Source organism: Rahnella sp. PAMC25559, assembly GCF_050632365.1.
GTDB classification, from domain to species: Bacteria; Pseudomonadota; Gammaproteobacteria; order Enterobacterales; family Enterobacteriaceae; genus Rahnella; species Rahnella rivi.
Genome location: NZ_CP192543.1, coordinates 3,255,437 through 3,277,829 on the forward strand (window position 1 = coordinate 3,255,437; position 22,393 = coordinate 3,277,829).

The following is a 22,393-nucleotide window of genomic DNA, read 5'->3' on the forward strand; positions in this document are numbered from 1 at the left end:
CCACCGGACCATGCCGTGCACTAAGATTGAACTTATCACCGGCCATGCGTCAACTACATTGGCAAGCATCAGTAAAATAATTAAGGAAATCAGATGGAACAGACATGGCGTTGGTACGGCCCGAAAGACCCGGTATCGCTTGATGATGTGCGTCAGGCTGGCGCAACCGGCGTGGTCACCGCCCTGCACCATATTCCGAACGGCGAAGTGTGGCCGGTTGAGGAGATAAAAAAACGTCAGGCCGAGGTAGAAGCAAAAGGTCTGGTGTGGTCGGTGGTAGAAAGTATTCCGGTGCATGAAGAGATCAAAACCCGCAGCGGCAACGTTGAGCAGCACATTGCCAACTACCAGCAGTCAATCCGTAACCTCGCGGCCTGTGGCATCGACACCGTCTGCTACAACTTCATGCCGGTTCTGGACTGGACGCGTACCGATCTCGGTTATCTCCTGCCGGACGGTTCCCGCGCATTGCGTTTCGATCACATCGCTTTTGCCGCCTTCGAATTACACCTGCTGCAACGTGAAGGGGCGACATCCTCTTACAGCGCTGAAGAGCAAAAACAGGCTGCTGATTATTTCGCGGCGATGACCCAGGCAGAAAAAGACACCCTGGTCGCCAACATTATTGCCGGTCTGCCGGGTGCGGAAGAAGGCTACACGCTGGAACAGTTCCGCGCGCGTCTGGCGACTTACGACGGGATCGACAAAGCCAAACTGCGCGAAAACATGGCGCATTTCCTGCGCAGCATCGTGCCGGTGGCAGAGGAATGCGGATTGAGTCTGGCGGTTCATCCGGACGATCCTCCGCGCCCTATTCTCGGCCTTCCGCGCATTGTCTCCACCATTGCAGATATGCAGTGGCTGAAAGACACGGCAGACAGCATCCATAACGGTTTCTGTTTCTGCACCGGTTCTTACGGCGTGCGTGAGGACAATGATTTAGTGAAGATGATGACCACTTTCGCCGATCGCGTTCACTTCATTCATCTGCGCGCGACGCAGCGTGAAGAGGTACCGGGAAGTTTCCATGAGGCCGACCATCTGGACGGTGACGTTGATATGGTCGCGGTGATCAAAGCCATTCTGACCGAAGAGCAAACCCGCCGCCGCGCCGGAAATCAGCGCGCTATTCCGATGCGCCCGGATCACGGCCATCAGATGCTGGATGATTTGAACAAGAAGACCAATCCGGGCTATTCCGCTATTGGCCGTTTACGCGGGCTGGCGGAACTCAGAGGGGTTGAACGGGCACTGAAAGTCAGTTTCTTCACAGAGTAAGCCATCTCAGGCTGCGCACGCGTTAGCTGCCAACATCGTCTTAACTGCGCCAACCTCCCCTTCATCACCGGGGAGGTTAACGCACCTTCTCTCAGATCCTCAGATCAAAAATTCAGACCGGCGTCGTTACCGTATTGCGGTTGTGCGGCCAGCGGCGGCGCGACGGTCAGCGTGATCCAGTTCGAGGTCACCTTCTGCGATTGACTGTCTTCCACCGTAACGGATAAGCGATAGCTGTTACTCGCACCCGGCGACTCATCCCACGGCGGCACAATCACACTCCAGCCTTCGGCGTTGCGGTTATTGGCGGGCGGCGTCAGGCTCAGCGCCTGGGTATCGCCCTGCCAGCTCAGCGCCACGACAGAATTCAGTGCGCGTAATTGCAGTTTCAGCGGAACCGTTTCCCCCGGCTGCAACGTCCACGGCGGCGTGGCGAGGAAGACCGACAGGGTTTTGCGCTGCTTAAACTCCATCACCGGCATATTATTACGATCGACCATCGCCATCCGGCTGCCGCGCAGCGAGTTCGCTGCCGCCACATTGCGCGCCGACAACTGCTGATCCAGCGGAACGCCGAGACGATAGTTGAGCGTCAGTTTCACCAGATCCTGATTATCGCCATCCTGTCCGGCCTGATGCTCGGCCATTACGGTCACCAGCGGCACCGGCGTGTAATTCAGCCCGAATGACACCGCCGACGGATTGCTCTGTCGCGTGCCGTTTCCGAACAAATCCACCTGATTACCGAAATACTGCTCATAACTGAGTGATGCCCCAAGCTGGCGATAAAACGGCAAATACCCTTTGGTGGTGATGTCGTACCCGCGCGCCTGCCGACGCTGCTGGGCGGAGGTGCGGCTGTCCGCTTTATACGAGGAGATCGGGTGATAATAGTTGGTGGAGAGACGCAGATAGTCTGACCAGGCTTCCGCCCCCAGACTGCCGCGCGTGAGCTGATGATCGAAATCGTTATCGATGAACGCGTTGTAACCCAGCATCCATGCGCCGGTGTTGATGCGCTGTCCGACGCCGAAATTCCCGACCGTGGCATCGCTCGCACTCTGCAAACCGATCTGGCTGTACACCAGATTATTATCGGTATTGTACAACGGGCTGAAAAGCTGCCCGGAGCTGCCGTCAAGATTATGCCCGGTCATATCCAGCGTGGTGCTGACGGTGCCAAGCGGTGACAGCAAACTGTTGGTTTCTTTCTGCACCAGCTTCGCCGCCTGACCCAGCGCCAGATTTTCTGCCTGCAGGCGCAACGGATCGTCGCTGTCTGCCGTGGTGGTGCCAAGCTCTTTGAGGGTCGTCGCCAGTTGCTTTTCGGTTGCGGTCGGGCCGGAAGCACTTTTGATGTACTGGCTGCCCAGGCTCGGCAAGGCCGCAGGCTGAGCGCCGCCGCCGGTATTGAAGGCTGACTGCTGGTCACTGGCGGGAAGGAAGCCGGAAAGATCGTAACTGAGGTTAAGGGCGGCGGAATTGCTTTCAGCCGGGTCTGCCGTCAGCGCAAAGGCGCCGACAGCATAAAAACTCCCTGCCCCGGCGATAAGCACGGAAAGACAGGAAGGTCCCGAACGCTTCAATAAATATGAAAAAAAATCTGTGACGTTTGTCATGCCTTGCACATTTTGCCAGTGAGAGGTGATCTTAGCTGACAGGCAGCATATTTCAACCCTCAGGCCACGAAACGCCACATCAGACTTCCCGTCCTGATGACCGCGACGGATTATCCCCATGAACTTAACGGTTAAAATGTAAACATTCGTCAATTAATCGTCTAAAATTACAACATAGAAAACCATTCACACACATTTCATAACATTTTTAACATTCATTCTATTTATCCTTACCCGGATTTATCACTTATCCTTAGCATGTTAACGATTATCACAACGCCACCCGACTGCTTTTGCAGCGCGTTGCTGATAGCACGCCTGACCGCCCTCTGTAGCGATTTTCAATAACAAACAGGGAACATAAATGAGCAAAAAAACCTTGCCCGGGGTAACCCGTCGGCAAATTCTCTCGTTCACGGCCGCCTCCGCAGTGCTGGGCGCCGCCAAAGCCGCCAATGCGGTGACGCTCAAAGGTACGCCCGTGTGGAGCCCCTTCGACGCCAGCCCGCCTCCACAGATTGAAACCGACGGCTGGGTGTTTTTCACCGATGCCGAAGCCGCCACCCTGGAAGCCATTGTTGACCGTCTGGTACCCGCCGACGATCTGAGCGTGGGTGGAAAAGACGCCGGTTGTACCGTGTTTATCGATCGCCAGATGGCCGGTTTCTACGGCACCTATGCCCGTCTTTATATGGAAGGCCCTTTCCAGGAAGGCACGCCGGAACAAGGCGATCAGTCACCGCTGGTTCCGCAGCAGCGCTACCGCCTCGGTCTGGCCGCGCTGAACAAACTGACCCAGTCACAGCATCAGAAGTTGTTTAAAGATCTGCCCGGCGACCAGCAGGACCAGATTTTGTCTGGTCTGGAAAGCGGAAAAATCGCTCTCGATGGGATCGATTCCAAACTGTTCTTCGCCATTGTGCTGAAAAACACCATGGAAGGATTCTTTGCCGACCCGATTTATGGCGGCAACCGCAACATGGTGTCGTGGAAAATGCTGGGCTTCCCCGGCGCACGTTATGACTACCGTGAATATGTCGGCAAACATAACCAGAAACTCGATCTGGAACCGCTGAGCATTTCAGGCGGCGACGCGTGGAAAATGAAGAGCTAAGGGCAGAACACTATTATGGCAAAGAAATTACCCAAAACTGACGTGGTGGTGATCGGACTCGGCTGGGCCGGTTCCATCATCGCCAATGAATTGTGCGACGAAGGTCTGAACGTGGTGGCGATTGAACGCGGCCCGTGGCGCGATACCGCACGCGATTTTAACGTGGCGACAGTGACCGACGAACTGCGTTACAACTCCCGTCAGGAACTGATGTTACGCACGCGCCAGAACACCATCACCATCCGCAACAACCCGGCGCAAACCGCCTTACCGATGCGCGAATGGGGTTCATTCCATCCGGGGAACGGCACCGGCGGCGCAGGCAACCACTGGGCGGGGATCACTTTCCGCTTCCAGCCGGATGAATTCCGCCTGAAAAGCCACCTCACCGAACGTTACGGTGCAAACGCCATCCCGGAAGAGCTGGTGTTGCAGGACTGGGGCACCGACTGGGATGAGATGGAGCCGCATTACGCCTCTTTCGAACGTCTGGCCGGGGTTTCCGGTAAAGCCAGCAACGTGAAAGGCGAACATCATGACGGCGGTAACCCGTATGAAGGGATGCGCTCAATTGAGTACCCGACCCGCCCGATGGATCAGCCTTATGGCCCGACACTGTTCGCCGAAGCCGCGCGCAACATGGGTTATAAAGCCTTCCCGGTGCCCTCCTCACTGATTTCCGAGCCTTACACCAACCCGCTCGGCGTGAAAATGGGGCCATGCACATACTGCGGTTTCTGCACCAACTACGGCTGCGCGAACTACTCGAAAGCCAGCGCGATCACGACCGTTTTACCGGCGCTGATCCGCAAAGAGAATTTCGAAGCGCGCACCAACTGCGAAGTGATGCAGGTCCTGACCGACTCCACCGGCAAACGTGCCACCGGCGTTATCTACATTGATTCCTCCGGCGACGAGTGGGAACAACCCGCCGATCTGGTGATTGTCAGCGCGTTTACCTTCGAAAACGTCCGGCTGATGCTGCTTTCCGGCATCGGCAAGCCTTACGATCCGGTAAGCCTGAGCGGCACCACGGGCCGTAATTACGCCTATCAGACCGCCAACGGCGTGCAGCTGTTCTTCGACGATAAAAACTTTAACCCGTTCATCGGCGCAGGCGCGGTCGGCATGGGTATTGACGACTTCAACAACGATAACTTCGACCACAGCGGGCTGGGTTTCTTCGGTGGCGGCAGCATCCGCGTCACGCCAATCGGTGGCGCCCCCATCGGTTATCGCCCGGTTCCGCCGGGAACGCCGAAATGGGGCAGCGAGTGGAAAAAGGCGACCGTCGCCAACTACCTCAGCTCAATGTCGATCGGTTGTGAGGCCAGCAGCTACACCACCAAAACCAACTATCTGTCGCTTGATCCGAACTACAAAGATCGCCTTGGCCGTCCGTTGCTGCGTGTGACGTTCGACTTCCCGGAAAACGATCTGAAAATGGCGGCGTATTGCACCGGTAAAGTGGCGGAAATCGCCAAAGCGATGAATCCGCGCCAGCTGGTGGCAAACCCGATGAAAGGCCACTGGAACGGCACGCCGTATCAGTCTTCCCACGTTGTCGGCGGTTTTGTGATGGGTGCGGATCCGTCCACCAGTTCGGTGAACAAACACCTGCAGGTCTGGGATGTGCCAAACCTGTTCGTGGTCGGCGCCTCTGCCTTCCCGCAGAATCCGGGTTACAACCCGACCGGCACCGTCGGCGCGCTGGCGTTCAAAGCGGCTCACGCGATCCGTAATTTCTATCTGAAAAAGCCGGGAGAGATGATTGCATGAAAAAGTTAACCTCCTTCTCACTCGGTTTACTGGCACTGAGCGTTTCAGGGCTGGCGCATGCCGCCGGTGACGGATCGTTCGAGCAGGTGGAACGCGGGCGCTACCTGGCGACGGTCGGCGACTGCGCCGCCTGCCATACCGCTTCCACGCCTGATGCGAAACCCTTCGCTGGTGGCGTGCCGATCGAAACGCCGTTTGGCCGTTTAGTGGGCGCAAACATCACGCCGGATCCGGAAACCGGCATCGGTAAATGGAGCTTCGACGACTTCCAGCGCGCGATGTCTGAAGGGATCGGCCACGGTGGTAAACGCCTGTACGGCGCGATGCCGTTTACCGCTTACACCAAAGTGACCCGTGAAGATAACGCCGCCATCTGGGCTTATCTGCAAACCCTGCAACCGGTGCATCACGAGGTTGAAACCAACCAGCTGCCGTTCCCGTTCAACGTGCGCACCAGCCTGATGGGCTGGAACTGGCTGAACTTCAACAAAGGCGAATTCAGGCCGCAGATGGATAAATCCGCAGAATGGAATCGCGGGGCATACATTGTTGAAGGTTTAGGCCACTGCGGCACCTGCCATACGCCGAAAAACATGATTGGCGGTGACAAGGACAGTGAATTCCTGCAAGGCGCCGTGGTTGAAAACTGGGTCGCGCCGGACATCACCACCAACAAGCACACCGGCGTGGGCAACTGGACGCAGGAAGACCTGATGCAATATCTGAAAACCGGTGTAAACCGTTTCGATATCGCCTCCGGGCCGATGGCGGAAGAGGTGACAAATTCGTCGCAGCACTGGACGGATGCGGATCTGAAAGCCGTGGCGGTTTATCTCAAAGACAGCGGTCATGACAGCGGGAATAACGCACCGGCGCCGGTGAAAGCCGATGACAGCGCGATGGTCGCCGGGAAACACATCTATGCCGACCGCTGTTCTGCGTGCCATACGCCGGACGGTAAAGGCCAGGAAGGTCTGTTCCCGCGTCTGGCGGATTCTGCGCTGATCAACCAGACCAATGCCACCTCGCTTATCCACGTTGTGCTGGCGGGCAGCAGGCCGGTGGCGACGGACAGCAAACCTACCGCGCCGTCAATGCCGTCGTTTGACGCAAACATGAGCGATGCGGACGTGGCGAACGTGCTGACCTACATCCGTAACAGCTGGGGCAATGCGGCTGCGCCAGTGGCAGCGTCAGACGTGAAAGATGTGCGGGAAACGCTGAAGAAATAAACGTGCTGTACTGAAAATGACAAAGGCCGCACTCGCGGCCTTTCTTTTTTGTCATGTCGTCGTCACTGAACTGTTACAAACTGTGAAATCAGTGCTGCGGCGGCATCTGCATAATTTGTACAAACAGATGATCGTTATTCTGGCTGAGCTGTACCAGATGTTTGCACTCAACCTTAATTGCCGTGAGCTGATCGTCTGTCAGGGAATACGGTAAATTAATATCGATGTTGTACATGCCCTGCTGCTCCGCCAGTTCAATCAGACGGACAATATTCGTCTCGTCGCTGACCTGGGTAGAAACGACCTGCAACGCCAGCGCCCGCAAGGATTCTTGCTTCGAGTTATCTTTTTGAGAACGGGATTTTAACACCATGCCAAAGAACGGCATCACACCATAAATGGCGTCAACGAAACTCCATTTCTTTTTACAGGATGCGGACAAATATTCCATGTAGTCAAAGGACGCTTTTTGACTGCGCGCATCGGGTACCAGGCGGTTTTCATTCATCCCCTCTTCCTCTTCCTGGTCAGGGCCTGTTCAATTGAACGTCTGAAGGCGTACTCGGCGATATAGAGCAAATCAATGCATATAGACACGATTATTCACCTGTATAATGGCATAGTTCACCGACACTTTTCCAGTCAGTTCAGGCGCTTTCACACAGTGACTGTAGCAGGCCGAAAGTGCGGAGACTGAAAATTCAGACTTAGTCGACAGAATCGCCTGAATTGTGGAATGCGTGCCGCAAGAGTCATTGCCGCCCATAGCGTCGGACGCGCGCTCACGCTATGCTAATCACCGGATTTTTAACAGCAGCAACCTAATGAATAAAATCGTTTTTGTAGAAGATGATGCTGAAGTCGGCAACCTGATTGCCGCCTATCTGGGCAAACATGATATCGACGTGCTGGTTGAACCCCGCGGCGATACGGCGCAGGCAAGAATTGAGAAAGAAAAACCCGATCTGGTCCTGCTCGACATCATGCTTCCCGGCAAAGATGGCATGACGTTATGCCGTGATTTGCGCCCGGTCTTTCCCGGCCCGATCGTGTTGCTGACGTCACTGGACAGCGACATGAATCATATTTTATCGCTGGAAATGGGCGCGAGTGATTACATCCTGAAAACCACACCGCCTGCGGTGTTGCTGGCGCGTCTGCGTCTGCATCTGCGACAGAATCCGTCGCCGTCCTCGCAAAGCGAACAGCCGGTTCAGACGCTGACCAGCGGTAACGCCCTGCACTTCGGCCAGCTGTGTATCGATCCGGTGAACCGTCAGGTCACGCTGGTGGATGAAACCATCGTGCTCTCGACCTCTGATTTCGATCTGTTGTGGGAACTGGCGACGCACGCCGGACGCATTATGGATCGCGAAGCCTTGCTGAAAAATCTGCGCGGCGTCAGCTATGACGGGCTGGATCGCAGCATCGACGTGGCGATTTCCCGCCTTCGCCGCAAACTGTACGACAACACGCTTGAACCTTTCCGCATTAAAACGGTGCGCAATAAAGGCTATCTGTTTGCCCCGAACGCCTGGGAGTCTCTTCAGGAATGAGAAAGCTTTTCGTCCAGTTCTTTCTGTTACTGCTGGTCTGCTTTATGGTCATGGCGATGCTGGTCGGCCTGGTGTACAAAGTCACCGCCGAACGCACAGGCCGTCAGTCCATGAATGACCTGATGAAAAGCTCGCTGTACCTGATGCGCAGCGAACTCAGGGAAATCCCCATTAAAGACTGGAACAAGACCATCAATACGCTGGATCTTAACCTGTCTTTCAAATTGCATATCGAGCCGCTCGGTAAACGTAAACTCAGCCCCGAACTGGACAAACGGTTAAAAGAAGGCGAAATCATCGCACTCGACGATGAATATACCTTCATCCAGCGTGTTCCCCGCAGCCATTACGTTCTGGTGGTCGGCCCGATCCCCTATCTGTTTTACATGCACGAAATGCGGCTGCTCGATCTTGCGCTGCTGATGATCATTGGTCTGTCGCTGGCGTTGCCGGTTTTCCTGTGGATGCGCCCGCACTGGCAGGATTTACTGCGTCTGGAGAACTCGGCGCTGCGCCTCGGCAACGGCCACCTGGATGAACGGGTGAATTTTGATTCAGCCTCCAGCCTGACCCGCGTTGGCGTGGCGTTCAACCAGATGGCGGATAACATCAGCACGTTGATCGCCAGTAAAAAACAGCTGATCGACGGCATCGCCCACGAACTGCGTACCCCGCTGGTGCGCCTGCGCTACCGTCTGGCGATCAGCGAAAACCTGCCAGAGTCGGAACAAAACGCCATCAACCGGGACATCGGCCAGCTCGAAGCGCTGATTGATGAACTGCTGACTTACGCCCGCCTCGACCGCCCGCAGGTCGCGCTGCATCTGGAAAAAGTGAATCTGGCTGACTGGCTGGAAGACAAAGTGGATGATTTCCGCCTGATCAACGCGCAGAGGACAGTGGCTTTTGAGGCGCCGCAAAACATCGATTTCGGCGGCGTGGATTTACGTCTGATGGAGCGCGTGCTGGATAACCTGGTTAACAACGGTTTGCGCTACTCGCAGAAAATGATCCGCATCAGCCTGTGGCTCGATGGCGAAACGGCCTGTCTGCAAGTTGAAGATGACGGCCCCGGCATACCGCCGGAAGAACGCCTGCGCGTATTCGAACCCTTTGTCCGCCTGGATCCGAGCCGCGATCGCGCCACCGGCGGCTGCGGGCTGGGGCTGGCAATTGTGCACTCCATTGCCGTCGCGTATCAGGGGCGCGTCGCCGTCGACAGCAGCACGCTCGGCGGTGCCAGTATGCGTTTCAGCTGGCCGGTAAAACCCACTTTCAATCTGGTTGTCGAACAACCAGACCAATACCATGAAGGGAGCTAATAATGACCATCGCGTATAAAAAATTGCACGACACCTTCGCCCGTTTATCCCGTTTCGGCCATTTATCTGCGATTGCCGGTTGGGATGCCGCGGCCATGATGCCGCCCCAGGGCGGGCAGGCACGTTCAGAAGCGCTGGCGGAACTGAGCGTTCTGTCACATCAGATCCTGACCGCAAAGCAGGTCGGTGAATGGCTGGAACAGGCGGGTGGCGAGCAACTCAATGACGTTGAGCAGGCTAACCTGCGCGAAATGCGTCGCCAGTATCAGCAGGCGGCCCTGCTGCCGGAAAGCCTGGTGCAGGCAAAATCACTGGCCGGTGCCCGCTGCGAGCAGGCATGGCGCATTCAGCGTAAATCCAACGACTGGGAAGGTTTCTCTGAAAACCTGAAAGAAGTGGTGAAACTGAGCCGTCAGGAAGCGCAGTTCCGTGCCGAAGCCGCCGGGATCAGCCGCTATGACGCCCTGCTCGATTTATACGAACCGGGCATGACATCGCAAAAGCTCGATACCCTGTTTGGTGATCTGAAAACATGGCTGCCGGATCTGTTGCAGACCGTGGTGGAAAAACAGAAATCAGAAAGCCGTATCACACCGCAGGGGCCGTTTGATATCGAGAAACAGCGCCAGCTCGGCCTGAAAGTGATGGATCGTCTCGGTTTTAATTTCGACGCCGGTCGTCTTGACGTCAGCGCCCACCCGTTCTGCGGCGGCGTGCCTCAGGATGTGCGCATCACCACGCGCTATAACCAGGACGAGTTCCTCAGTGCCATGATGGGCGTGATCCATGAAACCGGTCATGCGCGTTATGAGCAAAACTTGCCAAAAGAGTGGCTCGGCCAGCCGGTATCCAATGCGCGTTCGATGGGCGTTCACGAATCCCAAAGCCTGTTGTTTGAAATGCAACTCGGTTGCAGCGAACCGTTCCTGAAATCCGTGTATCCGCTGGTTATTGAGCAGTTCGGCGAGCGTCCGGGTCTGGATGAACGCAACTTCATCACGCTGAACCAGCGCGTCCAGCCAGGCTTTATCCGTGTGGATGCGGACGAACTGAGCTATCCGGCACACGTCATCCTGCGCTACGAGATCGAAAAAGCGCTGATGGAAGGCGACATTGAAGTCGATGATATTCCAGCCTTGTGGAACAGCAAGATGAAGGAATATCTGGGCATCGATACCGTCGGCAATTACCGCGACGGCTGTATGCAGGACATCCACTGGACCGACGGCGGTTTCGGCTACTTCCCGACGTACACGCTGGGCGCAATGTACGCCGCGCAACTGTTCCAGACCGCCAACACCGCCATTCCGACCTTGCAGGCTGACATCGCACGCGGCGACCTGACGGCGCTGTTCCAGTGGTTGCAGCAAAATATCTGGCAGCACGGCAGCCGTTTTACCACTGACCAGCTGATGACCAATGCCACCGGCGAAACCCTGAATCCGGCATTCTTCCGGGCGCATCTGGAGAGCAGATACCTGTAAGTATTGGGTGGGGGTCCACTTTAACTTCAACTTCAAGTTCAAGGTCGTGGGCGTCGGCCCACACCGACTTGGGGGGCGGCATATCGCCGCCGCCCCCCAAGACCCCCCGGGCTCTTTCACTGCGCGCTGCCGCTCGCGGGCTATATTCCAGCGGCTCCGGCTATTGCCGCAAAATCCCGCCGCTGCGCGGTGCCCTCCGCTCGGGTTACAACCCGCGCAAACAGACGCGCGGTTTTCCACCACTCCCTCCAGCGTGATTTTTGAGCGCGGCCACTGGCATTTCAAAATCAAAGGAAATGTGTTTGGTTCTGATTTTCTCTTCCCACATCGCAGGGGGAGGAGAAAAACCTTCGTTTTACATAGCCTTTGGCCGCGCTCAAAACGACGTCGAATGAACGGTGAGAAACCGCGAGTTTTTTCCGAGCGGGTTCGAACCTGAAATGAGAGTACCGCGAAGCGGCGGCGTTTGCGGCAATAGCCGGAGTTTCTGAAACATAGCCCGCGAGCGACAGCGCGCAGTTAAAAAAACGCAGGATTGTTAAGGGGCGCGTTTACGCCCCTTAACCCGGTGTGGGCCGGCGCCCACGACCTTGAAGTTGAACTTAAAGTTGAGGAGTGTCTGAAACATAGCCTGCCTGCGAGAGCGCAGTTAAAGAGCCCGGGGGTCTTGGGGGGCGGCGGCGATATGCCGCCCCCCAAGTCGGTGTGGGCCGACGCCCACGACCTTGAACTTGACCTTAACCTAAAACCCCCACCGCCACCCCTACTAACTCATTGATTTTATTAATCAGCCCCTCTGTACATTCCGTTACACGCCGATACCAATCACTCACGGACAACATGATCCCTTACGCCTATTATTCTTTCACCGGCCCCGCAGTGGGGTGGACACTTAAACAAAAATTCTGAGGAATTAAAGATGAAAAAAGTATTAGCTCTGGTTGTTGCCGCTGCAATGGGTCTGTCTTCTGTCGCTTTTGCTGCTGAAACTACAGCAACGCCTGCACCTGCTGCTTCAACTACAACAGCAGCTCCGGCACCTGCTACCAAGCACGTTGCTAAACACAAAACTCACAAGAAAGTAGCCCAGAAAGCGCAGGCTGCTAAAAAACACAAAAAACACGCTAAGAAAGCAGCACCAGTGGCTCAGAAAGCGCAGGCCGCTAAAAAACACGTGAAACACGCTAAGAAAGCAGCGCCAGTTGCTCAGAAAGCGCAGGCTGCTAAAAAACACGTGAAACACGCTAAAAAAGCAGCGCCGGTTGCTCAGAAAGCGCAGGCTGCTAAAAAACACGTAAAACATGCTAAGAAAGCGGCTCCTGCTGCAAAAGCAACACCAGCTGCATAAGATGTACTAAGAAGTCTTTGTGAGCGTATCCACTCACCATTATCAAGACTGAAGAGTTAACACCCGGTTCGCCGGGTGTTTTTTTCTCCGGTTTCTATCTTGAGGTACTGATGGAAGATGCTGCGCCGCTACCTGTTCGAAATCACCCTGTGCTCTCTGATCCTCTGCGGTCTGATCACCTTGTTCTTCTACTTCTGAAGTGTTTATACCCGCGAAGATGACGCTCGTTATCTGCTCAAAAGATTGAATTATCATACAAAAATAGCCACCATCAATGATAACCGTCTATAATCGTTCAATAATAACGGGTTCTTGGGTTCTCCCTGTTTTCAAGGTCAGAATGTTATGCGCATCGCGTTACCGCTGTTTTTGTGCTTTTTCTGTTTTACCGCCAGTTCCCTTGTCCATGCAGACTCCCCGGATGATGCAGACGATGACGCACCTGCTATCTCTGTTAAAGAAAAAACCGCCCTGTTCTTTGGTCATGACCAGCGCCAGCCTGTGGCTGCCTCGTCGCACTGGCCCTGGCAGGCTATCGGACAGATAGAAACCGCCAGCGGTAATTTATGTACCGCGACCCTGATTTCAAAACACCTGGTGTTGACCGCCGGCCATTGCGTTCTCGCGCCTCCGGGCAACATCGATAAAGTCGTCGCCCTGCGTTTTATTTCCCATAATCAGAAATGGCGTTATCAGATCACCGCTTTGCAAACGCTGGTGGATCCTAAACTGGGTAAGAAACTCAAAGCCGATGGCGAAGGCTGGATTGTGCCACCGAAAGCGGCACCTTTTGATTTTGCGTTGATCCGCCTGACTGACGAGAAGCTGGCGTTGCCGATCAAGCCCCTGCCGTTATGGAGTGGATCGCGCGACGATCTGACCGCCCTGCTTAAACAGGAAGGCCGGAAAGTGACGCAGGCAGGGTATCCGGAAGATCATCTGGATGATTTGTACGTCCATCAGGATTGTCAGGTCACCGGATGGGCGCAGCCAGGCGTGTTGTCGCACCGCTGTGACACGCTTCCGGGTGACAGCGGTTCGCCGTTATTGATAAAAAATGCCGACGGCTGGTCACTGGTGGCGATCCAAAGCTCGGCGCCCGCCGCGCAGGACCGCTATCTGGCCGATAACCGCGCACTGGCCGTTCCCGCCATCCGCGATGCCCTGAGCACGCTCTCTTCCGGCGTGATCAGCGCGAGCACAACGCCAGCGCCTTAAGCCAGACGCTCTGCGGAAATAAAAAAGCCGCCGGTTGTTCAACAGACAACCGGCGGCTTTTTATTGCACACGAAAATGAATTACACCAGCTGCTCCATGGTCTGCAAAATCCTTTTATCTGAGATCGGATACGGTGTGCCGAGTTGCTGCGCAAAATAGCTGACGCGCAGTTCTTCTATCATCCAGCGCACTTCCTTCACGTCTTCACTCTGCTGGCGCACCGGCGGCAACTTATTCAGCCACTGCTGCCACTGTTTCTCAATACTCTCGACTTTCAGCATCTGCGCCCGGTCACGGTGCGGATCCATCGCCAGTTTGTCCATCCGGCGCTCAATAGCATTGAGATAACGCAGGGTATCCGGCAGACGTTTCCAGCCGTTTTGCGTCACGAAACCACGGTAAATCAGGCCGGACATTTGCGCTTTGATATCTGAAAGCGCCAGCGCCAGGCTGATATCAATACGTCCTTTCAGCCGTTTATTAATGTTGAAAACCGTCGTCAGGATCTGCTCGACCTGAATGGCAATCTGCACCACGGCTTCATTCAGGTTAGCGCGAACGTGCTCGTGTAATTTGGCGAAATCCTCTTCGCGCCACACCAGCCCGCCGGACTCAGCGATCAGTTTGTCGATGCCGCAGGAAATGCAGTCGTCGATCAGATCCAGCACTTTGCCGTACGGGTTGAAATACAGCCCCAGCTTGGCTTTATTCGGCAACTTATCGTGCAGATATTTGATGGGTGAAGGGATATTCAGCAGCAGCAGGCGGCGCATTCCGCCCCACATTGCCTGTTGCTGTTCCAGTTCGCTGTCGAATAATCGGATGGCGATACTGTCTTTTTCATCAACAATCGCGGGGTAGGCTTTCACCTCATACCCGCCGCGCTTCTGTTCGTAACGCTCGGGCAGCGTGCCAAAACTCCAGACATGCAAGTCACGCTGTTCGATACCGTCGTCGGCGACGGCGGAAAGTGTCTGCTGCACCTGCTCTTTCAGGCCGGCTTTCAGCGCCGTCAGGTCTTTGCTTTCACGCAGTGTTTTGTTTTTGTCATCAACAATGCGGAACGTCATCTTAAGATGATCGGGCACTTGATCCAGTTGCCAGTCTTCACGTGACAACGTCACTCCGCTCATCTTACGCAGCTCTTTTTCCATCGCATCCAGCAGCGGCATTTCAAAAGGTTTGATGCGCCCCATGAGGGCATCCGCGTAGTTTGGCGCGGGAACAAAGTTACGGCGTAACGGCTTCGGTAATGACTTGATCAGTGCCATGATAAGCTCCCGGCGAATGCCGGGGATCTGCCAGTCAAAGCCCTGTTCGCTGACCTGATTAAGCAGCGGCAGCGGGATATGCACCGTGACCCCGTCGGCATCGGTGCCCGGCTCAAACTGATAAGTGACGCGCAGTTTGATGTTGCCCTGATGCCAGAAGTTCGGGTAATCATGGGCGCTGATATTGCCTGCGCCCTCTTTGATCAGCATGCTTTTTTCGAAGTTGAGGCTGTCCTGCGGCTGTGTTTTCCACCAGGTATCAAAATGCCGGCCTGAAACCACTTCCATGCCAATACGCTGCTCGTAGAACAGGAACAACGTCTCTTCATCCACCAGAATATCGCGGCGGCGGGATTTGTGTTCCAGCTCTTCGACCTCAGAACGCAGACGCAGGTTGGCGCGGAAGAACGCGTGGCGTGTCTGCCAGTCGCCTTCCACCAGGGCATGGCGGATAAACAGTTCGCGCGACACCACGGGATCGATGGTGCCGTAATTGACGCTGCGCGCCGCCACAATCGGCAGGCCGTACAGCGTCACTTTCTCCGTCGCCATCACCGCGCCCTGGGCTTTCTCCCAGTGCGGTTCGCTGTAACTGCTCTTCGCCAGATGCTTCGCCAGCGGTTCGATCCATTCCGGTTCGATACGTGCAGCAATGCGCCCCCACAGGCGGCTGGTTTCCACCAGTTCGGCGACCATCACCCATTTTGGCGGCTTCTTGAATAAACCGGAGCCAGGGAACACCGCAAATCTGGCGTTGCGCGCACCGGTATACTCTTGTTTATCCACATCTTTCTGGCCGATATGCGACAGCAAACCGGTCAGCAGCGAGCAGTGGATTTCGCGATACTCAGCCGGTTCGCTGTTCACCGGCAGCCCGAGCTCTTTCACCACCTGACGCAGCTGGGTGTAGATATCCTGCCACTCGCGTACGCGCAAATAGTTCAGGAAATCGCTGCGGCACAGCTTACGGAACTGCGCCGAGGTCAGCTCTTTTTGCTGCACTTTCAGGTGATCCCACAAATTGACGAACGCCTGGAAATCAGAGTCTTTATCAGCAAAGCGGCGATGTTTCTCATCGGACGCCTGCTGTTTGTCCATCGGGCGCTCACGCGGATCCTGAATCGACAGCGCCGAGGTGATGATCATCACTTCGCGCACGCAGCCATTTTTCTGCGCTTCCAGCACCATGCGCGCCAGACGCGGATCCACCGGCAACTGCGCCAACTGACGACCAAGCGGGGTCAGGGTGTAACGGCCATCGACGGCATTATTGATGGCGTTCAGCTCTTCCAGCAGACGCACGCCGTCCTGAATATTGCGCTTATCCGGCGCTTCGACGAACGGGAATGCGGCGATATCGCCCAGCCCGAGCGAGGTCATTTGTAAAATAACGGACGCCAGATTGGTGCGCAGAATTTCGGGGTCGGTAAATTCAGGGCGCGACAGGAAATCCATCTCAGAATAGAGACGGATACAAATCCCTTCCGAGACACGGCCACAGCGGCCTTTACGCTGGTTGGCGGAGGCCTGAGAGACGGGTTCAATCGGCAGTCGCTGCACTTTGGTGCGGAAACTGTAGCGGCTGATACGCGCAGTGCCGGGGTCAATCACATACTTGATGCCGGGCACGGTCAGCGAGGTTTCGGCGACGTTGGTTGCCAGCACGATGCGCCGGCCCGTGTGCGACTGGAATACGCGGTTCTGCTCGCTGTTCGACAGCCGCGCATACAGCGGCAAAATCTCGGTGTGCGGTAAATCCAGCCGGTTCAGCGCATCCGCGGTATCACGGATTTCACGCTCACCGCTCATGAAAATCAGGATGTCGCCCATGCTTTCGCGGCCAAGCTCATCGACGGCGTCGAAAATCGCCTGCAGCTGATCGCGGTCCACATCGTCAGCGTCATCGACAATCGGCCGGTAACGCACGTCAACCGGATAGGTACGGCCTGACACTTCAATGATCGGCGCGTTATTAAAATGGCGTGAGAAGCGCTGCGGATCGATGGTGGCCGAGGTAATGATGACTTTCAGATCCGGGCGTTTGGGCAACAACTGACGCAGATAACCGAGAATGAAATCGATGTTCAGGCTGCGCTCATGCGCTTCATCGATGATCAGCGTGTCGTATTGCATCAGCATGCGATCCTGCTGGATTTCGGCCAGCAGAATACCGTCAGTCATCAGTTTGACCAGCGTGTTGTCACCGACCTGATCGGTAAAGCGGACTTTATAGCCGACCGTGTTGCCAAGCGTGGTGTCCAGCTCATCGGCAATACGGTTCGCCACCGTACGCGCCGCCAGACGTCGCGGCTGGGTGTGGCCGATCACGCCTTTTATCCCGCGACCAAGCTCCATGCAGATTTTTGGGATCTGCGTGGTTTTACCGGAACCGGTTTCCCCGGCAACGATCACCACCTGATGGTCGCGAATGGCGTTAAAGATATCGTCTTTCTTCTGACTGACCGGCAAATTTTGCGGATAGCTGATTTTTGGTCGTGATGCTTCGCGGGAGCTGACTTTTTTCAGGCTCTCAGTGATCGCGTTTTGGATTTCAGCACTTAATGCCTCGAGGGCTTCAGGCTTGTTGATCTTGTTGGCACCCTGCAAACGACGTTGCAGGCGTTGCCGGTCACGTAGCATCAGCCCGTCTAACTGCGCTGATAGTGCCGCGAGCGGTGATTTCACGTTCGGAATTCCTTGTTACATGTCTGCTGACGGGGATCAGAGATGCCGTCAACTGAATCTGAATGGGTGATGAGGAAGGGCCACGCCTTACCTGCCTGGCGCTATGTTAGCACAAGGTGTTGAACATGCTGAAAATCGGGCGAGGAATGTTCGGTTTCTGATTTATTCAAAAAAACTGATGATAGATCTCTAAATATTGCGCTATCACTGCATAAGCTTTCTGAATAAAGTAAGTTCCATTCCGGGTACGTTCTGGTTATAAAAACCTGCACCCTATGTATCACACAGTTAAGGAACTCTCTAATGAGCAAAGTACTCGTCCTGAAATCAAGCATTCTGGCTAACTTCTCTCAGTCAAACCAACTGGCTGATTATCTTGTTGCACAGTATCAGGCTGCGAACAGCGGTTCTACCGTGACAGTACGTGACCTGGCTGCGGACCCGATCCCGGTACTCGACGGTGAACTGGTTGGCGCGCTGCGTCCTTCCGATGCTCCGCTGTCACCACGTCAGGAAGAAGCACTGGCGCTGTCCAACACCCTGATCGACGAACTGCAGGCGCACGACGTGATCGTTATCGCTGCACCTATGTACAACTTCAACATTCCTACACAGCTTAAAACCTATTTCGACCTGGTAGCGCGTGCGGGCGTGACGTTCAAATACACCGAGAAAGGCCCTGAAGGCCTGGTGAAAGGCAAACGCGTTATCGTTCTGACCAGCCGTGGTGGCATCCATAAAGACACCCCGAGCGACCTGGTTGCCCCTTACCTGTCTCTGTTCCTGGGCTTCCTGGGCATGAGCGACGTAGAATTCGTTTACGCGGAAGGCATCGCATACGGTCCTGAAGTGGCGACCAAAGCGCAGACTGATGCGAAAGCCGCCATCGACGCCGCGATCAAAGAACTGGCTGCTGCTTAATTTTCACAATCAGGGCGCGGGCTACTCTCTTTAAAATCTGTGTCTGAAAACCCGCTCTGATGTTGTTGTGAAAACCCTCTTGCGCGCTTAATAGCGCGCTTTTTTATTTCCCTGCCCCATGAATAAATACGTCTGTTTTTACTTCTGCAACCACTTCCCGTTAATGCCGCGCACCCATTCGCCCTTTCCGGCTCTGGCAACCAGTTTTTGCCCGGCCAGTTTGGCGACATCGTCGGTGGTGACCTGATTATCCTGCGCAACTTGCTGATACTGCTGTTTGCGGGCGTCGTTGATGCGCGTCGCGAAGGCGATACTTTCCTGATCTTCTCTGACCGGCGCCAGATAGCCGGAAAGCGTTTCCCCCACCAGACCTTGCTGTTTCGCTTCGCTGAGTGTTAACGCGAAGGCCTGACTGCACAGCAGTAATCCGCTGGTCAGCAGCATAAGGCTGAATCTTTTGATAAATGCCCTGGGCATATCGGCTCCTAAAACAGATCGTTCTGGTTTTTAAGCAGATTTTCGACGTCTTTATCCACTTTGATGTGGATCTCATGCTCAATCTTGACGTTCATATTGATGGTGATCGGCTCTTTTGGCGCAGCCAGTTCGATGCGGGGAACGCAGCCGCTGAGCATCATAACGCCCAGCACCACGCACGGGCCGACAAGTCGCTGTTTCATTGTACCTTCCTCACTGATTGATCCTTTTTCTGCCCGGCGTCTGCGGGGCTTTTCGACAGCGCATTCGCGGGTAAGGAAACCTGCTGTTGCAGCCATTCCTGAAGATTGTCGCCAAAGCGCAAACTGCGCCACAGCTGATAGATATTTTCCTGATGGGTGTAATTGAGCACGACTTCCCGTTTCTCTTTTTCACCGCCGTGCGTCGTGTCGGTATAATTCACGCCGTCGATTTTTGCGGCCATCGTCATTTCACCGAGATTATCGAGGCTGACCTGCGCCTCTGACCGGCTGATTTCCATATATCGCAGCAGGCCAATCACCATACCATTGGCGAAGTTGCCGCTGGCCATCGCATCGGCAAATTGCTGATCGAGACGCAGGGTCAGGCCGCCATCATTTTTTATCCAGCCGTTGTGAATAATCCATTTTGGATTGTCCACATACAGCGGTAACTCGCCGTAAATCATTCCCGACATCGCCAGCTGTTTGGGTTTCAGGGCGGTGAATAATTCACTGAGACTGATTTTTTCCAGTTTGAGCACGGCCGCATCGTGTTGCGGCATACGCAGCGCCGACAAACTCAGGTGCCCGCGCAGCGCGTCCACACCGAGATTGGAGAGCGTCAGCGGTTTGTCTTCACTCCACGGATAATGGCCCTGCAAATCCGCCGTAATATTATTCATCGTGATCAGGTTGTTAATTTCGCCGATGCGCAGCATCACCGGCTGTTTGACGCCCAGCTGCCAGACCGCATCCTGCAGGCGATACGGCAGGCTGAAATCCAGCCCGCTCAGGTCACCGTCTTTCAGCCACATGCCGCCGTTTTTCACCACCCAGTGACCGCCCGCAATGAAACCCTGACCGCGCGCGGCGGAAAATGCCGACTGCGCGTAGAAAGATCCTTCACGTAATTTGATGTCGAGATCCGGTGTCAGCAGCGTCTGAAACGCCGTGAGCTGTTGTTTCGGCCACCAGCCTTCTCCGCGCAGACGCTCACCGTCCCAGCGCCCGGACAGGCGGATCGGGCCGATCGGTTTGGCGTCAAGCGATCCGCGCAGGGTAAAGTGCGAGGGGGTATCGCCGCTGAGTTGCAGCGTCAGGGTTGCAGGCGGCAGATAACCGCCGTTGGTAAAGGCGATTTTCTTCGCCACCAGCCGGATGTCGCCTTTAAACACCGTAGGTTGATCCGGATACTGTTTCCTGAAACGTTCAGGCACCGGACGTTGCCAGACAAACGGCTGTTCCAGCGTCAGGCGCGGCGCATCCACATCCACAATGCCGTAATGCAGCCGGGCAAAACCGGTCGACAGGCTGTTTATGCGGATCACGTTGTCATGCCACTGGCCTTTTCCGGACATATCCCAGCGGCCGCTGAGCGGCGGCAGATGCCCGTTGCCCCAGTAATTGAAATCCCACTGCCCGGCATCCGGCCAGAACGCCTGCGATTTTCCGTTCAGATGCAAATCAAACTTGCCCCAGTAGCTGTGCTGCGCTTTGAGGATCGCCTGTAAGGGGCCGCTGACGCCTTGCGCAGAGACTTTCACACCGGCCAGCGGCCAGCGGGCATCGGTAATGGTCAGTTCAGGCACAGGTTTACCCCAGGCCCGTAACAGGGAACCGCTGCGCAATAACAGCGTCGGGTTGAGCACCGAGCCGCTGAGCACGCCAGGCAGTGACGCGCTCAGCGAGGTCGCCTGCAAATTCGCCTGCCCGGTCAGCCGGAAATCAAGATTGCTGTCGAGCAGCCCGATACGGCCCGGCCCCATCGTCAGCACCACGTTGGCTTTACCATTGTGACCCTGAGTCAGCACGTTCAGGCGCGCGGTAATGTTGGTTTGATCAAAGGTCTGCGTCCAGTCGCTGAGCGTCAGGTTGATGCCGCCCGCCAGCGGTTGCAGGGCGTACGGCCAGCGCCATTGTCCCTGAGTGATGTTCAGCTCTTTGTCATTGAGCTTCCACGGTAATCTCGCCAGTGGCGACTCACTGCCTTTTTCGGTCAGCGTCAGTACGCCTTCGGTGGCCTGCCAGCTCAGCTGAATATCCAGCGGATTGGGCACCTGCGCGGTGCGCATTTCCGCATGCAGTTCACCGGATTCAGGCAGCCTGTCGAAGGTGGCGGGAAGCAGCAGTTTTCCGCTCAGGGTGATGGGCTGATCGCTGCCCGGCGGTGTCAGGCTGAAGGTGTGGATCGCCAGTGTACGGTTGCCGTCGAGGATTGCATCCAGCGTCAGCGATTCGCCGTTAAAGGAAAGGTGCTGCACGCCGCCGGTATTATCGAGCTGTAATTTCCCGGCATAGCGCTGCCACGGCGTGACAGAGAAATGCGCAATATTGACCCGCCCTGCGGGAATCACACTCTGGATGTCGGCCAGCGATAGGGTGGACTGGCCGTCACTGGCGGGCAGCTTCGTCAGGCAGGCGGTGTCAACGGTGAGGGTGTCCAGATCCAGCGCCCAGCGCCCGGTCTTTTTGCTCAGGCGCGCATCTTTTGCGCTGGCAAGCACGCAATCACCGGCGGCATAGCGCAGCCCCGGCAGTTGCAGGCTGCCGCCCGACCAGTGCGGGGAACCGTTCAGCGACAGCTGTGTTCCCGCAGGCAACCAGTGGCTGGCGAGAGGCGGCAGCCAGCGCGGCACGGTTTTCCATAACACCCAAATAAGCAGGACAAGAATCACCACTATACTCAGGATCACCTGTACGCTTTTCTTAAGTCCGTTCCGCATGACTTGCCTTGTTCTTCGCTAAATGTGTAACTGCCCGCAAGATAACATAATTAGCGTAACAACTGATGGTTGAAAAACCAGTACCCTGAGGCTGAATAGCACAGGAAAAATTGTCTGCCATCCCGCGCTCTGTTACTTTGGTCGTATTGCGCGAATTGTTTCC

General features: G+C 55.6%; 16 protein-coding genes. 10 read left to right on the plus strand and 6 right to left on the minus strand.

Annotated features, from left to right (window positions below):
- Positions 1-93 precede the first annotated feature (93 nt).
- On the plus strand, positions 94-1,278 hold the full coding sequence (uxuA, locus tag ACQZQY_RS16240; protein ID WP_431296013.1) for a mannonate dehydratase: 1,185 nt from the start codon (positions 94-96) through the stop codon (positions 1,276-1,278).
- 104 nt (positions 1,279-1,382) lie between these two features.
- On the opposite strand, the gene ACQZQY_RS16245 is transcribed toward uxuA, so the two are convergent.
- Positions 1,383-2,897, minus strand: a complete 1,515-nt coding sequence (locus ACQZQY_RS16245) for a YchO/YchP family invasin (protein WP_431296014.1) — start codon at positions 2,895-2,897, stop codon at positions 1,383-1,385.
- Positions 2,898-3,261: 364 nt separating this feature from the next.
- Here ACQZQY_RS16245 and ACQZQY_RS16250 point away from each other — a divergent pair, with 364 nt between their 5' ends.
- The 3 genes from ACQZQY_RS16250 to ACQZQY_RS16260 are packed head-to-tail and all read left to right on the plus strand — an operon-like array spanning position 3,262 to position 7,022.
- On the plus strand, positions 3,262-4,011 hold the full coding sequence (locus tag ACQZQY_RS16250) for a gluconate 2-dehydrogenase subunit 3 family protein (RefSeq protein ID WP_431296015.1): 750 nt from the start codon (positions 3,262-3,264) through the stop codon (positions 4,009-4,011).
- Between the two features lie 15 nt (positions 4,012-4,026).
- Positions 4,027-5,790 (plus strand): GMC family oxidoreductase, encoded by a 1,764-nt coding sequence (locus ACQZQY_RS16255; protein ID WP_056770453.1) that lies wholly within the window; start codon positions 4,027-4,029, stop codon positions 5,788-5,790.
- Positions 5,787-7,022 carry a cytochrome c gene (locus tag ACQZQY_RS16260; RefSeq protein WP_056770450.1) on the plus strand — a complete coding sequence of 412 codons (1,236 nt, stop codon included), beginning with the start codon at positions 5,787-5,789 and terminating at the stop codon, positions 7,020-7,022. Before ACQZQY_RS16255 ends, ACQZQY_RS16260 begins: the two co-directional genes overlap by 4 nt.
- An 88-nt stretch (positions 7,023-7,110) precedes the next feature.
- Here the strand turns inward: ACQZQY_RS16260 and ACQZQY_RS16265 are convergent, their stop codons facing one another.
- Positions 7,111-7,530: a hypothetical protein gene (locus ACQZQY_RS16265; RefSeq protein ID WP_056770448.1), complete on the minus strand. Its 420-nt coding sequence runs from the start codon at positions 7,528-7,530 to the stop codon at positions 7,111-7,113.
- Positions 7,531-7,846: 316 nt separating this feature from the next.
- On the opposite strand from ACQZQY_RS16265, the gene rstA reads away from it, so the two are divergent.
- The 5 genes from rstA (at position 7,847) to ACQZQY_RS16290 (ending at position 13,950) form a co-directional block, all read left to right on the plus strand.
- Complete coding sequence (gene rstA / locus ACQZQY_RS16270; RefSeq protein ID WP_056770445.1) at positions 7,847-8,578, plus strand: two-component system response regulator RstA; 732 nt, start codon at positions 7,847-7,849, stop codon at positions 8,576-8,578.
- Positions 8,575-9,900, plus strand: a complete 1,326-nt coding sequence (gene rstB, locus ACQZQY_RS16275) for a two-component system sensor histidine kinase RstB (protein WP_056770441.1) — start codon at positions 8,575-8,577, stop codon at positions 9,898-9,900. The genes rstA and rstB overlap by 4 nt, the downstream gene beginning before the upstream one ends.
- A gap of 2 nt (positions 9,901-9,902) precedes the next feature.
- Positions 9,903-11,384: a carboxypeptidase M32 gene (locus ACQZQY_RS16280; protein ID WP_431296016.1), complete on the plus strand. Its 1,482-nt coding sequence runs from the start codon at positions 9,903-9,905 to the stop codon at positions 11,382-11,384.
- Between the two features lie 919 nt (positions 11,385-12,303).
- Positions 12,304-12,732, plus strand: coding sequence for an acid resistance repetitive basic protein Asr (asr, locus tag ACQZQY_RS16285; protein ID WP_056770436.1), 429 nt, complete (start codon positions 12,304-12,306; stop codon positions 12,730-12,732).
- A 345-nt stretch (positions 12,733-13,077) separates the two neighbouring features.
- Positions 13,078-13,950, plus strand: coding sequence for a trypsin-like serine peptidase (locus ACQZQY_RS16290; protein WP_217203631.1), 873 nt, complete (start codon positions 13,078-13,080; stop codon positions 13,948-13,950).
- 80 nt (positions 13,951-14,030) lie between these two features.
- On the opposite strand, the gene hrpA is transcribed toward ACQZQY_RS16290, so the two are convergent.
- Positions 14,031-17,906, minus strand: coding sequence for an ATP-dependent RNA helicase HrpA (gene hrpA / locus ACQZQY_RS16295; protein ID WP_183847184.1), 3,876 nt, complete (start codon positions 17,904-17,906; stop codon positions 14,031-14,033).
- Positions 17,907-18,209: 303 nt separating this feature from the next.
- Between hrpA and ACQZQY_RS16300 the strand changes: the two genes are divergently transcribed.
- Complete coding sequence (locus ACQZQY_RS16300; RefSeq protein ID WP_056770427.1) at positions 18,210-18,827, plus strand: FMN-dependent NADH-azoreductase; 618 nt, start codon at positions 18,210-18,212, stop codon at positions 18,825-18,827.
- Positions 18,828-18,965: 138 nt separating this feature from the next.
- Here the strand turns inward: ACQZQY_RS16300 and ACQZQY_RS16305 are convergent, their stop codons facing one another.
- From ACQZQY_RS16305 to ACQZQY_RS16315, 3 genes are read right to left on the minus strand one after another with little or no spacing between them, the layout of a single operon-like run.
- Positions 18,966-19,304 carry a YdbL family protein gene (locus ACQZQY_RS16305; protein WP_240993871.1) on the minus strand — a complete coding sequence of 113 codons (339 nt, stop codon included), beginning with the start codon at positions 19,302-19,304 and terminating at the stop codon, positions 18,966-18,968.
- Positions 19,305-19,312: 8 nt separating this feature from the next.
- A complete protein-coding gene (locus ACQZQY_RS16310; RefSeq protein ID WP_122095252.1) occupies positions 19,313-19,507 on the minus strand; it encodes a YnbE family lipoprotein in 195 nt (64 codons plus the stop codon).
- Positions 19,504-22,230, minus strand: coding sequence for a YdbH family protein (locus ACQZQY_RS16315; protein WP_431296017.1), 2,727 nt, complete (start codon positions 22,228-22,230; stop codon positions 19,504-19,506). The genes ACQZQY_RS16310 and ACQZQY_RS16315 overlap by 4 nt, the downstream gene beginning before the upstream one ends.
- Between the last annotated feature and the right edge of the window lie 163 nt (positions 22,231-22,393).

What these genes read in the sequence shown, in the direction of transcription:
- uxuA (WP_431296013.1), top strand. Translation starts at nt 94, where the DNA reads ATGGAACAGACATGGCGTTGGTACGGCCCGAAAGACCCGGTATCGCTT.
- ACQZQY_RS16245 (WP_431296014.1), bottom strand. Translation starts at nt 2,897, where the DNA reads ATGACAAACGTCACAGATTTTTTTTCATATTTATTGAAGCGTTCGGGA.
- ACQZQY_RS16250 (WP_431296015.1), top strand. Translation starts at nt 3,262, where the DNA reads ATGAGCAAAAAAACCTTGCCCGGGGTAACCCGTCGGCAAATTCTCTCG.
- ACQZQY_RS16255 (WP_056770453.1), top strand. Translation starts at nt 4,027, where the DNA reads ATGGCAAAGAAATTACCCAAAACTGACGTGGTGGTGATCGGACTCGGC.
- ACQZQY_RS16260 (WP_056770450.1), top strand. Translation starts at nt 5,787, where the DNA reads ATGAAAAAGTTAACCTCCTTCTCACTCGGTTTACTGGCACTGAGCGTT.
- ACQZQY_RS16265 (WP_056770448.1), bottom strand. Translation starts at nt 7,530, where the DNA reads ATGAATGAAAACCGCCTGGTACCCGATGCGCGCAGTCAAAAAGCGTCC.
- rstA (WP_056770445.1), top strand. Translation starts at nt 7,847, where the DNA reads ATGAATAAAATCGTTTTTGTAGAAGATGATGCTGAAGTCGGCAACCTG.
- rstB (WP_056770441.1), top strand. Translation starts at nt 8,575, where the DNA reads ATGAGAAAGCTTTTCGTCCAGTTCTTTCTGTTACTGCTGGTCTGCTTT.
- ACQZQY_RS16280 (WP_431296016.1), top strand. Translation starts at nt 9,903, where the DNA reads ATGACCATCGCGTATAAAAAATTGCACGACACCTTCGCCCGTTTATCC.
- asr (WP_056770436.1), top strand. Translation starts at nt 12,304, where the DNA reads ATGAAAAAAGTATTAGCTCTGGTTGTTGCCGCTGCAATGGGTCTGTCT.
- ACQZQY_RS16290 (WP_217203631.1), top strand. Translation starts at nt 13,078, where the DNA reads ATGCGCATCGCGTTACCGCTGTTTTTGTGCTTTTTCTGTTTTACCGCC.
- ACQZQY_RS16300 (WP_056770427.1), top strand. Translation starts at nt 18,210, where the DNA reads ATGAGCAAAGTACTCGTCCTGAAATCAAGCATTCTGGCTAACTTCTCT.
- ACQZQY_RS16305 (WP_240993871.1), bottom strand. Translation starts at nt 19,304, where the DNA reads ATGCCCAGGGCATTTATCAAAAGATTCAGCCTTATGCTGCTGACCAGC.
- ACQZQY_RS16310 (WP_122095252.1), bottom strand. Translation starts at nt 19,507, where the DNA reads ATGAAACAGCGACTTGTCGGCCCGTGCGTGGTGCTGGGCGTTATGATG.
- ACQZQY_RS16315 (WP_431296017.1), bottom strand. Translation starts at nt 22,230, where the DNA reads ATGCGGAACGGACTTAAGAAAAGCGTACAGGTGATCCTGAGTATAGTG.